9 protein-coding genes are annotated in these 16,518 nt (G+C 63.8%); 4 read left to right on the forward strand and 5 right to left on the reverse strand.

The window, feature by feature from the left end; genetic code table 11:
* Nucleotides 1–65 precede the first annotated feature (65 nt).
* Nucleotides 66–1,031, reverse strand: a complete 966-nt coding sequence (locus tag NKH57_RS10795; RefSeq protein ID WP_352729234.1) for a sugar-binding transcriptional regulator — start codon at nucleotides 1,029–1,031, stop codon at nucleotides 66–68.
* A 190-nt stretch (nucleotides 1,032–1,221) separates the two neighbouring features.
* Here NKH57_RS10795 and NKH57_RS10800 point away from each other — a divergent pair, with 190 nt between their 5' ends.
* The 4 genes from NKH57_RS10800 (at nucleotide 1,222) to NKH57_RS10815 (ending at nucleotide 8,187) form a co-directional block, all read left to right on the forward strand.
* Nucleotides 1,222–2,862 (forward strand): acyl-CoA synthetase, encoded by a 1,641-nt coding sequence (locus NKH57_RS10800; RefSeq protein WP_352944068.1) that lies wholly within the window; start codon nucleotides 1,222–1,224, stop codon nucleotides 2,860–2,862.
* 187 nt (nucleotides 2,863–3,049) lie between these two features.
* The gene (locus NKH57_RS10805) at nucleotides 3,050–3,655 is read left to right on the forward strand and encodes a TetR/AcrR family transcriptional regulator (protein WP_352600501.1); all 606 of its coding nucleotides are present in this window, start codon (nucleotides 3,050–3,052) and stop codon (nucleotides 3,653–3,655) included.
* Nucleotides 3,656–3,705: 50 nt separating this feature from the next.
* On the forward strand, nucleotides 3,706–4,854 hold the full coding sequence (locus tag NKH57_RS10810) for an efflux RND transporter periplasmic adaptor subunit (protein WP_352944070.1): 1,149 nt from the start codon (nucleotides 3,706–3,708) through the stop codon (nucleotides 4,852–4,854).
* 192 nt (nucleotides 4,855–5,046) lie between these two features.
* Nucleotides 5,047–8,187, forward strand: a complete 3,141-nt coding sequence (locus tag NKH57_RS10815) for an efflux RND transporter permease subunit (RefSeq protein ID WP_352944072.1) — start codon at nucleotides 5,047–5,049, stop codon at nucleotides 8,185–8,187.
* 80 nt (nucleotides 8,188–8,267) lie between these two features.
* On the opposite strand, the gene NKH57_RS10820 is transcribed toward NKH57_RS10815, so the two are convergent.
* From NKH57_RS10820 to NKH57_RS10835, 4 genes are all read right to left on the reverse strand, one after another.
* On the reverse strand, nucleotides 8,268–9,977 hold the full coding sequence (locus NKH57_RS10820; RefSeq protein ID WP_352944074.1) for a trimethylamine N-oxide permease: 1,710 nt from the start codon (nucleotides 9,975–9,977) through the stop codon (nucleotides 8,268–8,270).
* 255 nt (nucleotides 9,978–10,232) lie between these two features.
* Nucleotides 10,233–12,602 carry a trimethylamine N-oxide demethylase gene (locus NKH57_RS10825; protein WP_352944076.1) on the reverse strand — a complete coding sequence of 790 codons (2,370 nt, stop codon included), beginning with the start codon at nucleotides 12,600–12,602 and terminating at the stop codon, nucleotides 10,233–10,235.
* A 106-nt stretch (nucleotides 12,603–12,708) separates the two neighbouring features.
* On the reverse strand, nucleotides 12,709–13,338 hold the full coding sequence (locus tag NKH57_RS10830; protein WP_352944078.1) for a sarcosine oxidase subunit gamma: 630 nt from the start codon (nucleotides 13,336–13,338) through the stop codon (nucleotides 12,709–12,711).
* Entirely contained in the window at nucleotides 13,331–16,312 is a 2,982-nt protein-coding gene (locus NKH57_RS10835) for a sarcosine oxidase subunit alpha (protein WP_352944080.1), read from the reverse strand. The genes NKH57_RS10830 and NKH57_RS10835 overlap by 8 nt, the downstream gene beginning before the upstream one ends.
* Nucleotides 16,313–16,518 lie beyond the last annotated feature (206 nt).

Raw genomic sequence — 16,518 nt, forward strand, 5'->3', positions numbered from 1 at the left:
CGATGGTGAAACAGGAATGCCGCGACGCTTTGATGACAATGCGACGGCGACGGGAGTGCTGATTGTTAGGAAGCCTTTTCTGTCGTGGCGGCCGCATGATCCAAGAGCCGCTGCGCCATGCGCGCGCCGACCACCAAATGCGTGCAAAGGCCACCGGCGATCGCCGCGAGCAGCGGTTCGAACTTGCTGTCCTCCTGTACGACCATCAGCCGCCGGGCGATGGCGCGCAGTGAGGCAAGTTCGGCGGAGATCACCCGCCTGTTATAACTGCAGTCGAGCACTTTGCCCCCGGCGTCGATGATCTGCCCGGCAATGACGCCGGCAGCACCCTGCTTTCGCAGTTCCGCCATTTCACTTGGTGTCAGCGCGCCGCATTTGACCAGATGGCTGTCGGCATCGACCGCGCCGACCGAGTATAGCGCCAGATCGCATTCGCCGACGCCCGATAATTGTTCGCGGATCACCGGTTCGGCACGCAGCGCGCGCGCCAGCTCTTCCGTCGACAGCACCAGCGGTGCGTAGAAATTGAGCCCCTTGGCGTTGAGCCGCCGCGCGATTTCCATCGTGCATTGATCGGGCCGGTAGGAATAGGGCGCGCCGAGATTGCCGCAGAGCTGCACCACCGTGACATCCTGCAGGTCGGCATAGGACATGATGTCGGCGATCATGTAGACGGTGCGGCCCCAGGCGACGCCAATGCGGTCGCCCTTCTTGACCAGTTCGAGAAAGACGCTTGCCGCCAGCACGGCGATTTCCGTCGATGGGTCGGCGATATGGTCGTTTTCAGGCGCGATCCAGACGGCGTCGAGGCGCAGCGCATCCTCGAGCTTGCGTGCCAGCACATCGTCGGTGAAAAGTTGGGTCGAGGTCGAGATGTTGACGATGCCGGTCTCGCGCGCCTTGCGCAGATACATGGCGACCGAGGCACGGGAAATGTTAAGCTGGCTCGCCACCTGGTCCTGCCGCAGGCCATGGGCATAATAAAGCCAGGCGGCCTTGTGGATAAGTTGTTCTGCCGGTCTGATCGCCATGCCGTCTCCTCGGCTGACATTATTCACGGCTCTCGACAAAAGTCAAACTGGACACGGGTATGCGATGCCCTTTGGCGCGGCGAATCTGGATCATCATTGCGCCAAATGCGCTCCAACGGGGCATCGTTGATGGTGACGCGGCCCTAGCCTGTGATTAGAAGATCTGAAGAAAGAACGCGGGGAGTATGGGATGGGCAATCCTTACGAACAGGATCTCGACAAGAACGCGGCCAACCATCAGCCGCTGACGCCGCTCACCTATCTGGAGCGCGCGGCCAGGACCTATCCCGACCATATCGCCATCATCCACGGCCGCCAGCGCATCGACTATCGCAATTTCTGGCAGCGCTCGCTGAAGCTTGCCTCGGCGCTCGACAGGCGCGGCATCGGGAAGGGCGACACTGTCACGGTCATGCTGTCCAATACGCCGCCGATGCTGGAGGCGCATTTCGGCGTGCCGATGACCAAAGCGGTGCTGCATTCGCTCAACACACGCCTCGATGCCGCGGTCATCGCCTTCCAACTCGACCACGCGGAGACCAAGGTGCTGATCGTCGACCGCGAGTTCTCCAGCGTCGTCAAGCAGGCCCTGGAACTTGCCAAGGTCAAGCCGCTGGTCATCGACTATGACGATCCCGACTACGCCGCCGACGCGCCATACCCAAAAGGCGAGCGGATCGGCTCGCTCGACTATGAGGCCTTTGTCGCCGGTGGTGATGCAAGTTTCGTCTGGTCGATGCCCGACGACGAGTGGGATGCGATCTCGCTCAACTACACGTCCGGAACGACAGGCAATCCGAAGGGCGTCGTCTACCACCATCGCGGTGCTGCCCTGATGGCCTACACCAACACCATCCATGCCGGCATGGCCAAGCATGCCGTCTATCTGTGGACGCTGCCGATGTTCCACTGCAATGGCTGGTGCTTTCCCTGGACGCTCGCCGTCCAGGCCGGCACCCATGTTTGCCTGCGCTGGGTGCGGCCGAAGCCGATCTACGATGCGATTGCCGATCATGGCGTCACCCATCTATGCGGCGCACCGGTCGTCATGTCGGTGCTGATCAATGCGAAGGACGGGGACAAGCGGGAATTCCCGCAGACGGTCACCTTCAACACGGCCGCCGCACCGCCGCCGGAAGCCGTGCTGTCGGGGATGGCCGACGCCGGCTTTGCTGTCACCCACCTCTACGGCCTGACCGAGACCTACGGCCCGGCGGTCGTCAACGAATGGCACGGCGCCTGGGACGACCTCGAAAAGGGTGAACGCAGCGCCAAGAAGGCACGGCAGGGCGTGCGCTACGCGGCACTCGAAGGCTTGACGATCATGGATCCAGAGACGATGCGGACGACGCCGGCGGACGGCGAGACCATCGGCGAGGTCATGTTCCGCGGCAACATCGTCATGAAGGGCTATCTGAAGAACCGCAAGGCCAGCGATGAGGCCTTTGCCGGCGGCTGGTTCCATTCTGGCGATCTCGGCGTCATGCATCCCGACGGCTATATCCAGCTCAAGGACCGCTCCAAGGACATCATCATCTCGGGGGGCGAGAATATCTCCTCGATCGAGGTCGAGGATGCGCTCTACAAGCATCCCTCCGTCGCCTCTTGCGGCGTCGTCGCCAGGCCCGACGACAAATGGGGCGAGGTGCCCATCGCCTATGTCGAATTGAAGCCCGGCAAGTCGGCGACCGAGGCCGAGATCATTGGACACTGCCGCGCGCTGCTTGCCCGCTTCAAAGTGCCGAAGGCGGTGATCTTCGCCGAAATCCCGAAGACCCCGACCGGCAAGATCCAGAAGTTCCGGCTGCGCGAAATGGCAAAGGCCGCCTGAAGCGCCGACGGCCTCTCGCGGGAAATATTTTCTACAGTCCGCATCCTCCGCTGGCTTCGTGACGTCTATCGAATGTCACCATATGTCAACAGGCGTACAAGTACGTCGAAATCGCATTGACAGGTCACTCGTTTCGATTTACGAGTGACGAAAATTGAAATTCGTCATTCATAAAGCAACAGAGGTCATGTCCGAAGCCGCCACCATCGTCGCCGACGCCGCCCGACAGGAAAATGTGACGCGCATTCTCGATTGCGCCGAGCGCTTGTTCCGCCACTACGGCTACGGCAAGACCAATGTCGCCGACATCGCCCGCGAACTCGGCATGTCGCCGGCCAACATCTACCGCTTCTTCACTTCCAAGGTGGAAATCCACCAGGCTGTCTGCGGTCGGATGCTCGGCGCAAGCTACAAGATGGCCTACGATATTGCGCATTTGCCGGTCAGCGCCGAGGAGCGGCTTCGGCGCTACATACATGCCCAATACAAGATGACGACGGAAGTCATGCTCGACGAGCAGAAGGTCCACGAGATTGTCGTCGTCGCACTCGAACGAGACTGGGGCGTCATCGACAAGCATGTCGACAGCATTCACGACCTGATTGCGGACGTGATCCGCGACGGCATCGAGGCCGGTGAGTTCAGGGAACAGGATCCGGTGATCGCGTCTCGGTGTTTCGGCGCCTCGACCGTCATCCTGTGCCATCCGCAGATGGTGGCGCAATGCCTTGCCAAGACCAACCGGGCGATGCCCGACGACCTGATCGACTATGCGATCAGGGCTTTGAAGTAATAGCCGCCGAACGCCGGTGTCGACCGTTCATCTCCAGTCGGGAGTACAAGATGTCTTTGTCCAGTTCCATCCTCCGCAAACTGCCAGTTGCCGGCCTGATGGTCGCGGCCCTCGGGCTCGCCGGCTGCAGCCAAGAAAAAGCCGAAGTCAAGGAAATCATCCGGCCGGTCAAGGTCGTCGAGATCGCCCAGGCGCATGATACCCGCACGCTCTCCTATTCCGGCTCGGTGCGGGCCCGCACCGAAAGCGCGCTGGCTTTCCGGGTCAACGGCAAGATCACGGAGCGCCTCGTCGACATTGGCCAGCACGTGACCTCGGGCGATGTGCTCGCCCGCATCGATCCCATCGACTACGACCTTTCGGTCAAGAGCGCGCAGGCAGCCCTTGATGCCGCCGATCGGCAGGTCGAGACATCGGAGCTTGCCCGCAAGCGCGCCGAACAGCTGTTCGACAAGAAGTTCGCGCCGAAATCGCAGCTGGAGCAGGCGACCTTGGCCTACGACCAGGCCGTCGCCACCCGCGATTCCGCCCGCTCGACGCTTGCCCAGGCCAGGAACCAGGTTGGCTATACCGATCTCAAGGCCGACAGGGATGGCATCGTCACCGCAGTCAGCGCCGATGTCGGCCAGGTGGTCGGCTCCGGCTCGCCGGTGGTCACCGTCGCGGTCGACGGCGAAAAGGAAGTCCTGATCGCCGTTCCGGAAATGGAAATCGCCGAATTCAAGCCGGGCAAGGTCGTCAAGGCGGGCTTCTGGTCCGACGACGCGTTGGCGCTGGACGGCAAGGTCCGTGAAGTCGCCGGCAGCGCCGATCCGCAATCGCGCACCTTTGCCGTCCGCGTCAGCCTGCCAAACGACCCGCGCGTGCTTCTCGGCATGACCGCCAGCATCGAAGCCTCGGCGGCCAATGAGCGGCAGCTCGTCTCGATCCCGCTGAGCGCATTGGCTGAGAAAGACAGCCAGTCGATCGTCTGGACCGTCGATCGTGGCGCCGACACCGTTCATGCCCGTCCGGTCAAGGTCGCGAAGTTTGCCGCCGATGGCGTGCGTGTCGCAGCGGGTCTGAAGCCCGGCGACGTCGTGGTTGCTGCCGGCACGCAGTTCATGACCGAGAATCTCAAGGTGAAATTCGCCGGTGACACGGTGCTGCAATCCGCCTCTGCGGCGGGTGACGGCGGCGACACCAAGCAGGTGCGCTGACTCAAGACAACCGGCTGCGCGTTCCCGCAGCCGCTGGTTTCCGGGCGGCAAGCGCCCACCCGAGACGCTCGATTGATGTAACCCCCACATCGATTTTCGCGTCCCACCGCGATGAGCGTTTCTCCTCTCGGAGAGCCTTGCCGCCCGGAAGCCACTCCGAACCTCGATTGCTGAACAGATGGATCTGCATCCATGACCAATTCCACGGAAGAGAAGCGGCCCTTCAACCTGTCGCGCTGGGCAATCGGCCACCCCGCCATTGCGCGGTTCCTGTTTGGCCTGATCATCATTTCCGGCGCGCTCGGCCTGATGCGCATGGGCCAGAAGGAAGATCCCGATTTCACCTTCCGGGTCATGGTCGTCCAGGCAATCTGGCCGGGCTCGTCGATCCAGGAGATGGAAGACCAGGTCGTCAACAAGATCGAGCGCAAGCTGCAGGAGACGCCGCATCTCGACTTCGTCCGCTCCTTCACCCGCGCCGGCAGTGCCATCATCACGGTCCAGATCAAGGGCGACACCAACACCGCCGAGGTGACCGACGCCTTCTATCAGGTACGCAAGAAAGTCGGCGACATATCAGGCGACCTGCCGCAAGGCCTGCTCGGCCCCTATTTCAACGACGAATTCGGCGACACCTTCATCACGTTGCATTCGATCAGCGGCGACGGCTTTAGTTATCCCGAGCTGAAGAAGTTCGCCATCCAGGCGCGCGACATGCTTTTGACGACGCCCGGCGTCGAAAAGGCCGTCATCATCGGTGATCAGCCGGAAAAGCTCTATATCGACGTCTCGTCCAAGGCGCTCGCCGAACGCGGCCTGACGCTGACCGATCTGCAGAACGCGATCAAGGGACAGAACAATGTCGATCCGGCCGGATCCGTCGACACCGGCACCAATTCGGTGCGCATTTCCGTCGAAGGCGACGTCGCCAAGGTCGAGGATATCAGGAACCTGCGCCTGCGCGCCGGCGGCCAAGTCACAAGGCTGGGCGACATCGCCACGGTGACCTCGGGGCTGGAAGATCCGTTCCAGCGCAAATACCGTTTCAACGGTCATGACAGCGTGCAGCTTGGCGTCGTCATGGCCAAGGGCTTCAAGGTTACCGATGTCGGCAAGGACGTCGAAGCCACCTACAAGCGCTTCGAGGAGGCGCTGCCCTATGGTGTTTCGGTCGACCAGATTTCCGATCAGCCGGGCGTCGTCACGGATGCGGTGGCCGAGTTCATGCATGCGCTCGGCGAAGCGCTGCTGATCGTGCTCGTCGTCTCGTTCCTGTCGATCGGCTGGCGCTCGGGCCTGATCATCGCCATCACCATCCCGCTGGTGCTCGCCGCCACCTTCGCCATCATGTACGAACTCGGCATCGACCTGCAGCGCATCTCGCTCGGCGCCCTGATCATCGCGCTCGGCCTGCTTGTCGATGATGCCATGATCGTCGTCGAGATGATGGAGCGGAAGCTGGAAGAGGGGCTGGTCAAGATCGAGGCGGCAAGCTTCGCCTATTCCTCGACCGCCTTCCCGATGCTGACCGGCACGCTGATCACCACGGCCGGCTTCATCCCGGTCGGCTTCGCCGCCTCGACGGCCGGCGAATATGTCCGCACCCTGTTCTATGTCGTCGGCATCGCGCTGGTCGTCTCCTGGTTCGTCGCGGTGTATTTCACGCCGTGGCTTGGCAACATGATCCTCAAGCAGCGCAAGCATGCTGGCAGCCACCACGACGCCTTCGACACGCGCTTCTATCGCCGGCTGCGCGGAACCGTCGGCTGGGCGGTGCGCCATCGCATCATCGTCCTGGCCATGACTTTGGTCACCTTCGGCACCAGCCTGTGGGCGTTCCAGTTCATCCCGCAGAACTTCTTTCCGCAGTCGTCGCGTCCGGAAATCCTCGTCGATCTCTGGCTGCCGGAAGGCACCAGCATCAAGGAGGTCGAGGCACAGGCCAAGGCGCTCGAAGCCAAGATGATGGACGACAAGGACAAGCGCTTCATCGCCACCTATATCGGCGAGGGTGCGCCGCGCTTCTTCCTGCCGCTCGACCAGCAGCTGAGCAACCCGAACTTTGCCCAGCTGCTCGTTATGGCCAATGACGAACCGGCCCGCGAACGGCTGATCGTCAAATTGCGCACCGTCCTGGCCGAGGATTTTCCGTCGATCCGCGCCAAGGTCGACCGTCTGTTCCTCGGTCCGCCGACCGGATGGCCGGTGCAGATGCGCGTCATGGGGCCGGATCGCCAGGAGGTGCGCCGCATCGCCGACCAGGTGAAGGCGAAGTTCCGTGAGGATCCGCTGCTTGGCGCAGTCCATGACGACTGGCTCGAACCGGTGCCGGCCATGAAGCTGGACATCGACCAGGATCGCGCCCGTGCGCTCGGCGTCACCTCGCAGCGCATCCGCCAGACGCTGCGGGCGGCCATGTCCGGCGTGCCGCTCGACGACTTCCGCGACGGCGAGGAGACGGTGTCGATCGTCGCCCGCGAGCCGGATGCCAGCCGCAGCCTGCTGTCCTCGGTCGACTCTGTCTATATTCCGACCGATTTCGGCGGGTCCGTGCCGCTGTCGCAGGTGGCCAAGGTTGTGCCGGTGATGGAGCAAGGCATCGAATGGCGCCGCGACCGCTTGCCGACCATCAGCGTGCGGGCGACGCTGCCGGATGGCGTGCAGTCCAACGACGTCATCACCAAGATGTACAAGGACATGCAGGGCCTGCGTGACGGGCTGGCGCCCGGCTACAAGATCGAGATCCAGGGCGGTGCGGAGGATTCGGCGGAAAGCCAGGCTTCGATCGCCGCCAAGGCGCCGATAATGCTGGCCGTCATCGTCGTGCTGTTGATGATCCAGCTGCAGCATTTTGGCAAGGCGATGCTGGTTCTGGCGACCGGCCCTCTCGGCATCATCGGTGCTGCGGCGGCCCTTTTGATCAGCGGCGCACCATTCGGCTTCGTCGCCATCCTCGGCGTCATCGCTCTGCTCGGCATCATCATGCGCAACTCGATCATCCTGGTCGACCAGATAGACCAGGACATTGCGAGAGGCATGGACCGCTGCGAAGCGATCATCGGCTCGGCCGTGCGCCGCTTCAGGCCGATCGTGCTGACAGCGATGACGGCGGTGCTTGCACTGATCCCGATCTCGCGCGGCGTGTTCTGGGGGCCGCTCGCCTACGCCATGATGGGCGGCATCCTCGTTGCCACCGTGCTGACCATCCTGGTCCTGCCGGCGGGCTACGCCCTGTTCTTCGGCCGCGAGCCAAAGAGGATTGCCGACAAGGAAGACGATTTGGCATCCAGCGAAGAAGCCGAAAGGCCTCGACTGGCCCTGGCGGCTGAATAAGCGATATCGGCCGGTCGAGTTTCGACCGGCCGATTGTCCATCCTGTTACGGCTTTCCGCTGCCGGCTTTTTCGTCGGCCGTCAGATGACGAAGTACCAGTTGGCGAGCAGCATCACCACCACGCCGGCGACCAGCGTCAAATAGGGCAGCATGCCCGCCTTTTTGACCGCAAGGTCGGCTCCCGTCATGCCGAGGTCGGCCAGCATGTGGTCGGGGAACTTGCCCTTGTCCTGGACGTAGTGACGGAAGCAGAACACCGGGATGATCAACGCCGCTGTGATCAGTCCGGCCCACAGCGCCATCGGGTTCCACACCTTGGCGCCGGCGCCCATGAAGATGGCGTTGACATAGGCGAAGATCGCCCCGATCCCGAGCAGCCAGCTCGGCGCCTTCCAGGGCCGCGCGATATGGCCGTTGTCGATGCGGTGGATCCAGCCGGCGTTGAGGTTGAGGAAGTTGAAGATGATGTAGCCGCAGTTCGACACGGCGAGGATGAAGAAGAAGCTCGTCGCGTCGGCCGAGGCGATGGCCAGCACGATCAGGTTGAAGACGAGATCGGTCCACATGGCGCGGGTCGGCGCGCCGTGCTCGTTAACGTGGCTGAGATAGCGCGGCAGCCAGCCGTCGACCGAGCCCTGGTAAAGCGTGCGCGAAGAGCCGGCCATGGCGGTCATGATGCACAGCACCAGCGCCAGGATCATCAGCATTACCAGCAGGCTGTGGATCAGCGCGCCGCCACCGACCATGCCGGCCAATGCGTCGGCGACGCCGGAGCCGTCGACGATCGGGGTGGCCAACATGCCGTTAAGGCCGAGCACGCCCTGGAAGGTGAAGGGCACCAGGATGAACAGCAGCATGCACAAAAGGCCGGAATAGAAGATGGCCTTGAAAGTGTCGGTACCGGGGTTCTTGAACTCCGAGGTGTAGCAGACGGCGGTCTCGAAGCCGTAGGTCGACCACGCGGCGATGAACATGCCGCCGAGCACCAGCGTCCAGCCAGCGATATTCCAGACGCCGGGTTCTGGCGCATAGGCAGCCGCCAGCGGTACAAATGGCGAAAAATTCGCCCAGTTGATCTGGCCGGTGATGATCGGCACCACGCCGACGATGAGCATCGGGATGATGACCAGCAGACCGATATATTTCTGCACGTTGGCCGTCCCGAGGATGCCGCGATGCTGGATGGCGAAGATGATCAGCATCAGCACCGCGCCGATGAAGAAGGTCGCGTTGAACGTGAACGAGACCGGTCCCAGCGTGTGGCTGTAGAGCGTCCAGTTGCGGATCGCCGGCGTTGCAGCGGCGGTCACCGCAGTGATGGCGTCGGCGGCACTCGTTCCTGCATGCGCGGCAATATAGGCGACGACATCCGGCGAGGCGTCGGTGAACAGCGGCACCGGCGCCAGCGCGTTGAGGATGTAGGCGGCGGCGATCGAGCAGCCGAGCGACAGCACCGGCGACCAGGCGAACCAGTTGCACCACACCGACAACGGCGCGATGAACTTGGAATAGCGCAGCCACGCCGTGGCGCCGTAGATCGAGGCACCGCCGGATTTGTTCGGGAACAGGCCGGCGATCTCCGCATAGGTGAAGGATTGCAGGAAGCCCATGATCATGGAGAAGATCCAGATCGCGAAGGCCAGCGTGCCGGTCGTGCCGGCAATGCCGCCGATCGAGAACAGGACGAGGGCAGGGACGCCGCTCGCCACCCAGAAGGCGCCGCGCCAGTCGATATTCCGGTGCAGCTTGCCTTCCGCAAGCGGCTCCAGGGCAGTTACTATTGTGCTCATGTGTCTTGGTTCCCCTTTTTGATGTTCCCCGTTCGTGACGGCCGCGACTTCGCGAGGCTTCATCATCGACGCATGCATTGAGCGACTGCCCGGTGTTTCCACTCAGTCGTATTTTTTTCTTAACAGTAAAGATTGATCCGGCGCGCTTTCAGGTCAAGCGTTTTGTGAAGCCATGCACATCACGCTTGTGAGCGTAGGATTCACGCGACCGGTGAAATTACAGACCGGCCGACCTGTTTGTCGTGAAAACGGTCCTCATGAGCGCGGTTTTGTCTTCTGCGGATCGTAATGTGCGAAGGCAACGACCCGCGCCGGCAGCCGCTTGGCATGGCCATCGAGCTTGCCGATCTCGACCTCGGTGCCAATGGCCGAATGAGTGACATCGAGCCTCGCCAGCGCGATATTCTTGTTCAGCACCGGCGAACGCATGGCTGAGGTGACGACGCCGATCTGGGCGCGGCCGACATGCACGCAATCGCCATGGCCGACGGCGACATTGGCGTCGATGTCGAGCCCGACCAGCTTCGTCCGCGGGTGCTCCTTGCGGCGGATCAGCGCCTCGCGGCCGATGAAATCGTCGGTCTTGCTCTTCAGCGGCACGGTGAAGCCGATGCCGGCCTCGAACGGATCGGTCTGGTCGGAGAATTCGTAGCCGGCGAAGATCAGCCCGGCCTCGATGCGCACCATGTCGAGTGCCTGCAGCCCCATCGGCTTCAGCCCATGTGGCTGGCCGGCCGCCCAGATGGCATCGAACACCTTTTCGGCGTCGCGCGGATGGCACCAGATCTCGTAGCCGAGCTCGCCGGTGTAGCCGGTGCGCGAGACGACGACCGGAATGCCGTTGCCGCCACCGATGCGCGCCACCGCAAAGCGGAACCATTCGAGTTCATCGATCGACGGCTGCAGCGGCGACGTCCAGATGACTTCACGCAGGATGTCGCGGCTCTTCGGCCCTTGCACGGCGACATTGTGCATCTGGTCGGTGGAGGAGCGGACCAGCACGTTGAGCCCCAGCTTTGCCGCTGTCTCGCGCAGCCATTCGCCGGACAGATCGTCGCCGCCGACCCAACGGAAATTATCCTTGCCGAGGCGCAGCAGCGTGCCGTCATCGATCATGCCGCCATGTTCGTAGCACATGGCGGAATAGACAACCTGGCCGACGCCGAGCTTCTTGACGTCACGGGTCAGCGCGTACTGCAGCACCGCTTCGGAGTCGGGACCGGTGACCTCGAACTTGCGCAGCGGCGACAGGTCCATGATCACCGCGTCCTGCCGGCAGGCCCAGTATTCGGCGATCGGCCCTTCCTTGGCGAATGAGTTGGCCAGCCAGTAGCCCCTGTACTCCTGAAAGTTGCGGGTATGCTTGGCAAAGCTCGAATGAAAGGATGTCTCGCGGGTCATTTTCGGTTCCGAATCAGGCGTCATGCGTCTGGCGATCGCTCGCGAGAACTTGTGCTGGCCGGAATAGGTGCGCACATGGATCTCGGTCGGGTTCCAGCCATTGGCCGGCGTCGTGTCGTCGGGGCAGGCGGAGGAAACGCAAACAATGTCGGTGATCGCGCGCAACAGCACATAGTCGCCCGGCCGCGACCACGGCTCGTCGGATACCATCACGCCATGGGCGTCGATCGCCGTGTTGAAGAAGAAGTTGATCGCCATCCAGCCGGCGCGTGGCGTGACGCCCTTGTCGGCCAGCGCGCGATTGAAATTCTCCGAGCAGTTGGTGTGGCCGGGATAGCCGATGTCGTCGTAATATTTGGCCGCGCAGGCGAGCGCGAACGCATCGTGCCGGCCGCACGTATCCTGCACCACTTCGACCAGCGGCTCCATGTCCTGGTCGTAATATTTCGAATGCAGGCCGGGCATCGGGTAGTTCGCGCCCATCAGCGTGCGGGTCGTCGTCACGTCGAGCGGATGGTCGAGGCCCTTGTCCAGCTTGCGCGCCGAAAAGCACTGGAAGTCGGTGCACTGGCGCCCGTCGACATCGATGATCTGCAGATAGTCGCCCGCCTTGACGAAATAGGATTCCGCCGTCGCCGAATGGACGCGCAAGTCCAGCACCGGATCGGCCAGCGGATCGGCCAGTTGCGATTTCGCCGCCGGGCGGATCGTGGCGCGGCGCACGATAATCGTGAGCGGCGTCGCGGTGTCGTGGCCATCGACCAGCATCGGCCCGCCGGGTGCGGCGATGACCATCGAGCCGTCGCGCGCGACGGTGAAAGCCTGCTCGCTGCCGGCAGGCGTGGAGCCGCCGAACACGCGCACCGCCTTGGCCTGGTCCAGCTGCACCTGCCGGCGTGAGAGCCCGCCCCGCAGGGATGCGAGACTATCGTCGCCATCGTCCAGCAGCGCCTTGATGCCGGCTGCATTGCTGTTCGACGTTTCTCCAAAAATGCCGGGATCGGTCGCGCCGGTCTTGTCCCAGGCCAGCAACTCGCAGGCCTGGCCGCCCTCGACATTGCGCACGGTGATCGTATCGCCGGCCTCGATGTCGATCAGCACGGCGCCGTTGCCATGGATCGTGTAACGCTCCATGCCCGGCGGCAGCGCAATCTGGCCGGGTCTCAGGATGAGGCTCGGCCGGGGCGGTCCGGCTGCAATTGCGGGGTAGGGCGACCGGCTCATCTCAGCCTTGCGGTTAGAGAAACAAGTTTGCCTGTGTGTGAAATTATTTTAGCAGCAAGAATAGCAGTGCGGTTGCGTTTGGCAAGGCGGAGGGCGCGCACAAGCGCTACGCCAGTTCCTCGGAATGGCTGACGTCGACGCCATATTCAGCCGCCGCATCAAGCATCGTGCCCCACAGGCTTTCGGCAAACGTCGCAAACACCAGTAAATTGAACACCGCCTGCCCATCCGGCCGGTCGCCGCCGCGCCAGAGCGTCACGCTGGTGTGGTCCATCGAGGTTGCGGCGGCGGCGCCAATCGGAAATGCTCCCGCGTGCAGATCGATCGACGACAGTTTCACCAGCATCATCCGCGCCTTGGCTCCGGAAATGCTGATCATGGCGCGCGCATGCGATTGGTCGGACAGCGAGGCGGCACCGGACAATGAAGGCGCCAGCGTCTGCATCGCGTGCTTGCCGCCCTTCGACAGCACGAAGAACTGATCCGGTCCGGACCAAATCAGCGTGGCGTCCTGAGCCTGTATCGCCTTGGGCACATCGGGAGCCGCCACGCCAAAACGGGCCATTGCCGCCTTTGCCAGCTCGGCCGCTTGGCCGCGCCGCGCCATCACCTGGATCAGGTCGAAGTTGCGTATCTCGGTCAGCGATACGCCGGCGTCGGTGCTGCTTGCACCATGCACGCCGGCGACCAGCGCATGCTCGAGAGGACTGCGGGGAGCCCAGGAAAACTCAGCCACGCTGGCGCCCTCCATCGGGATCGCAGAAGACGGGATTGCACAGCTCGACATCATAGTCCTCACCGCGCAATGGGTCATGCGCGTGTACGGTCTCGCCGATGCGCTCGCGGCCGCGTTCGACAAGTGCGAGCCCGATCCATTGGTCCGATGTCGGCGAGAAACAGACCGAGGTGACATACCCCTGGTAGTTGCCGGGGCCAGGTGTCTGCCCTTTCGGAATGACATGCGCGCCGGAGCGTAGCCGGCGAGCCTTGTCGGTCGGCTTGACGCCGACAACGACCTGGCGATCCGGCGCGACCAGCGCTTCGCGCCCCGCCATGACGCGGCCGATATAGTCCTTCTTGGTCGACATCATCTTGCCCAAGCCGAGATCGGCCGCCGTCGTCGTGCCGTTCAGTTCCGGTCCGGCGATGTGGCCCTTTTCGATCCGCATGACGCCGAGCGCCTCGGTGCCGTAGGGCGTGACGCCGAATGGCGCGCCGGCCAGCATCAGATTGCGCGCCATGGCGTCGCCGAAGCGTGCCGGCACCGAAATCTCGAAGGCCATCTCGCCGGAGAACGAGATGCGGAACAGCCGCGCCTTGAGGCCGCCGCGAAGCGCCACTTCGCGCGCGCCCATGAACGGAAAGCCTTCGTTCGACAGGTCTTCCGACGGGTCGACGACTTCCCTGAGCAGGTCGCGTGTCTTGGGCCCGGCGATCGAGAACTGCGCCCACTGGTCGGAGACCGAGGTGAGCTGGACGTCGAGTTCCGGAAACAGCACCTGCCGGCAGAATTCAAGATGCTGCATCACCAGCCCGGCCTTGGCGGTGGTGGTGGTCAGGAAATAGTGATCCTCGGCCAGCCGCGACGTGGTGCCGTCGTCATAGACGATGCCGTCCTCGCGCAGCATCAGCCCGTAGCGGGCTTTTCCCACCGCAAGGCTGGAGAAGGTGTTGATGTAGACGCGGTCGAGGAAGGCACCGGCATCCGGGCCGTGCACGTCGATCTTGCCGAGCGTCGAGACATCGCAGAAGCCGACGCCGCCGCGCACCGCCTTGACCTCGCGGGTCACCGATTCCAGCCAGTCCTTTTCGCCGGCGCGCGGATACCATTGCGCACGCTTCCACAGGCCAGTGTCGACGAAGATCGCACCCTGTTCGGCCGCCCAGTGATGCGACGGCGTCAGCCGCGTCGCATGGAAAGTCTCGTCGCGGTGATGGCCGGCGAAGGCGCCGATGGCGACCGGCACGTAAGGAGGCCGGTAGATCGTCGTCCCGGTCTCGGGAATGGATCGTCCGCTTACCGCGGCCATGATAGCGAGGCCGGCGACATTCGATGTCTTGCCCTGGTCGGTCGCCATGCCGAGCGTCGTGTAGCGCTTCAGGTGCTCGACGGATTCAAAGCCCTCGCGCTGCGCCAGTTCGATATCGGAAGCGGTGACATCGTGCTGGTAATCGACAAAGGCTTTTCCCTTGCCGGCGACATGCCAGAGCGGCGTCAACGAAAACGCCTCGTCGTCGGCGAGAGGCGCGGCGCCCACCGTGCCATTGTGCCCCGCGTCAAGGGCTGCTGCCGCGCCGGCGGCAAATCCCTGGCTCAGGCAGGCGCCGAGCCCGAAGTCGCCGTTGGCGGCGCCGGCGGCAATCATGCCTGGAGGAACACCGTCCGGAACGAAGGCTGCGATATCGTCGCGCCATGTCGGCCGGCCGCGATGGTAGGAGGTCAGCCCGACCGCCGGGTTCCAGCCGCCGGAAACGGCGAGGCCGTCGGCTTCGACCTCGGCGCGCGCGCCGCCCGTCAGCGACACCGCGATTTTCCTGACGCCGTCCTTGCCGCCATCGACGCCACTGACGGAGCCGTGCAGCACCGCGAAGCCACCCCTGGAGGCGAGCGATCGGTGGGCTGGAGATACATCAGGCCGCGCATCGATAACCGCCGCGATCTGCAATCCAGCATCGAGGGCGGTCTCGACCGTGCGCCAGCCATCCTCATTGTTGGTGAACAGCGCGATGCGCCTGGCCGGCGTTGCCGCGTAGCGCGCGATGTAGGTTCGCATGGCGGAGGCCATCATCACGCCGGGCGTGTCGTTGCCGGCAAAGACGATCGGCCGTTCGATGGCGCCGGCCGCGACGACGCAGCGCTTGGCCACGATTCGCCACAGCCGCTGGCGCACCTGGTGCTCGGGCGGTGAGGGCAAATGGTCGTTGACCCGCTCGACCGCGCCATAGGTGCCGCCATCATAGACGCCAAACAGCGTCGTGCGGGTCATGATGCGGACGTCGGCCATATCAGCCAGTTCTGCCAATGACCGAGACAGCCAGTCGGCTGCCGGCAAGCCATCGATCGTGCCGCCGTCCGACAGCAAGCGGCCGCCGAGCGTGAAATCTTCCTCGCACAGGATGACGCGGGCGCCGGTGCGACCGGCTGCCAACGCCGCAGCCAGACCGGCCGGACCGGAACCGGCGATCAGCACATCGCAATGCGCCCACGCTTTGTCGTAGTGATCCGGATCGGCGACGCCGGCGGCGCGGCCAAGGCCGGCGGCGCGGCGGATCGCCGGCTCGTAGATCGCTTCCCAGAACTTCGCCGGCCACATGAAGGTCTTGTAGTAGAAGCCGGCGACGAAGATCGGCGCGAACAGCTGGTTCACCGACATCACATCGTGGCGCAACGACGGCCAGCGATTCTGGCTGGCGGCTTCCAGCCCGTCATAGAGCTCGGCCGTGGTCGCCTTGGTGTTCGGCTCGCGCCGAGCGCCCGTGCGCAGTTCGACCAGCGCGTTGGGCTCTTCCGAGCCGGCGGTGAGGATACCGCGCGGTCGGTGGTACTTGAACGAGCGGCCGACCAGCTTGACGCCGTTGGCGATCAGCGCCGAGGCGAGCGTGTCGCCCTGGAAGCCGGATAAAGTCTTGCCGTCGAAACGGAAGTTCAGCCGCGCCGAGCGGTCGATGAGACCGCCGGATGTAAGGCGATGGGATTGGGACGACGTCACGATTGCCGGCTTTCCGTGAGTTCGATGAAATGCGAGACGGTTGCGCCGCCTCTTACCCTCCCCCTTGGGGGGAGGGTCGCTGCGCAGCAGCGGGGTGGGGGTGCGGCACCGGGGCGCCCCCCCCCCCCGGGGGGCGCCCCCCTCACCACGCGGGGGGGGGGGGGGGGGGGGGGGGGGGCGGGGGGGGTGTGGGGCGCGGGGGGACG

It is taken from the genome of Mesorhizobium sp. M1050, from assembly GCF_040318715.1.
Classification (GTDB): Bacteria; Pseudomonadota; Alphaproteobacteria; order Rhizobiales; family Rhizobiaceae; genus Mesorhizobium.

Bases quoted from the DNA above. Each gene is read 5' to 3' on its own strand.
- NKH57_RS10795 (WP_352729234.1), bottom strand. From the start codon at position 1,031: ATGGCGATCAGACCGGCAGAACAACTTATCCACAAGGCCGCCTGGCTT.
- NKH57_RS10800 (WP_352944068.1), top strand. From the start codon at position 1,222: ATGGGCAATCCTTACGAACAGGATCTCGACAAGAACGCGGCCAACCAT.
- NKH57_RS10805 (WP_352600501.1), top strand. From the start codon at position 3,050: ATGTCCGAAGCCGCCACCATCGTCGCCGACGCCGCCCGACAGGAAAAT.
- NKH57_RS10810 (WP_352944070.1), top strand. From the start codon at position 3,706: ATGTCTTTGTCCAGTTCCATCCTCCGCAAACTGCCAGTTGCCGGCCTG.
- NKH57_RS10815 (WP_352944072.1), top strand. From the start codon at position 5,047: ATGACCAATTCCACGGAAGAGAAGCGGCCCTTCAACCTGTCGCGCTGG.
- NKH57_RS10820 (WP_352944074.1), bottom strand. From the start codon at position 9,977: ATGAGCACAATAGTAACTGCCCTGGAGCCGCTTGCGGAAGGCAAGCTG.
- NKH57_RS10825 (WP_352944076.1), bottom strand. From the start codon at position 12,602: ATGAGCCGGTCGCCCTACCCCGCAATTGCAGCCGGACCGCCCCGGCCG.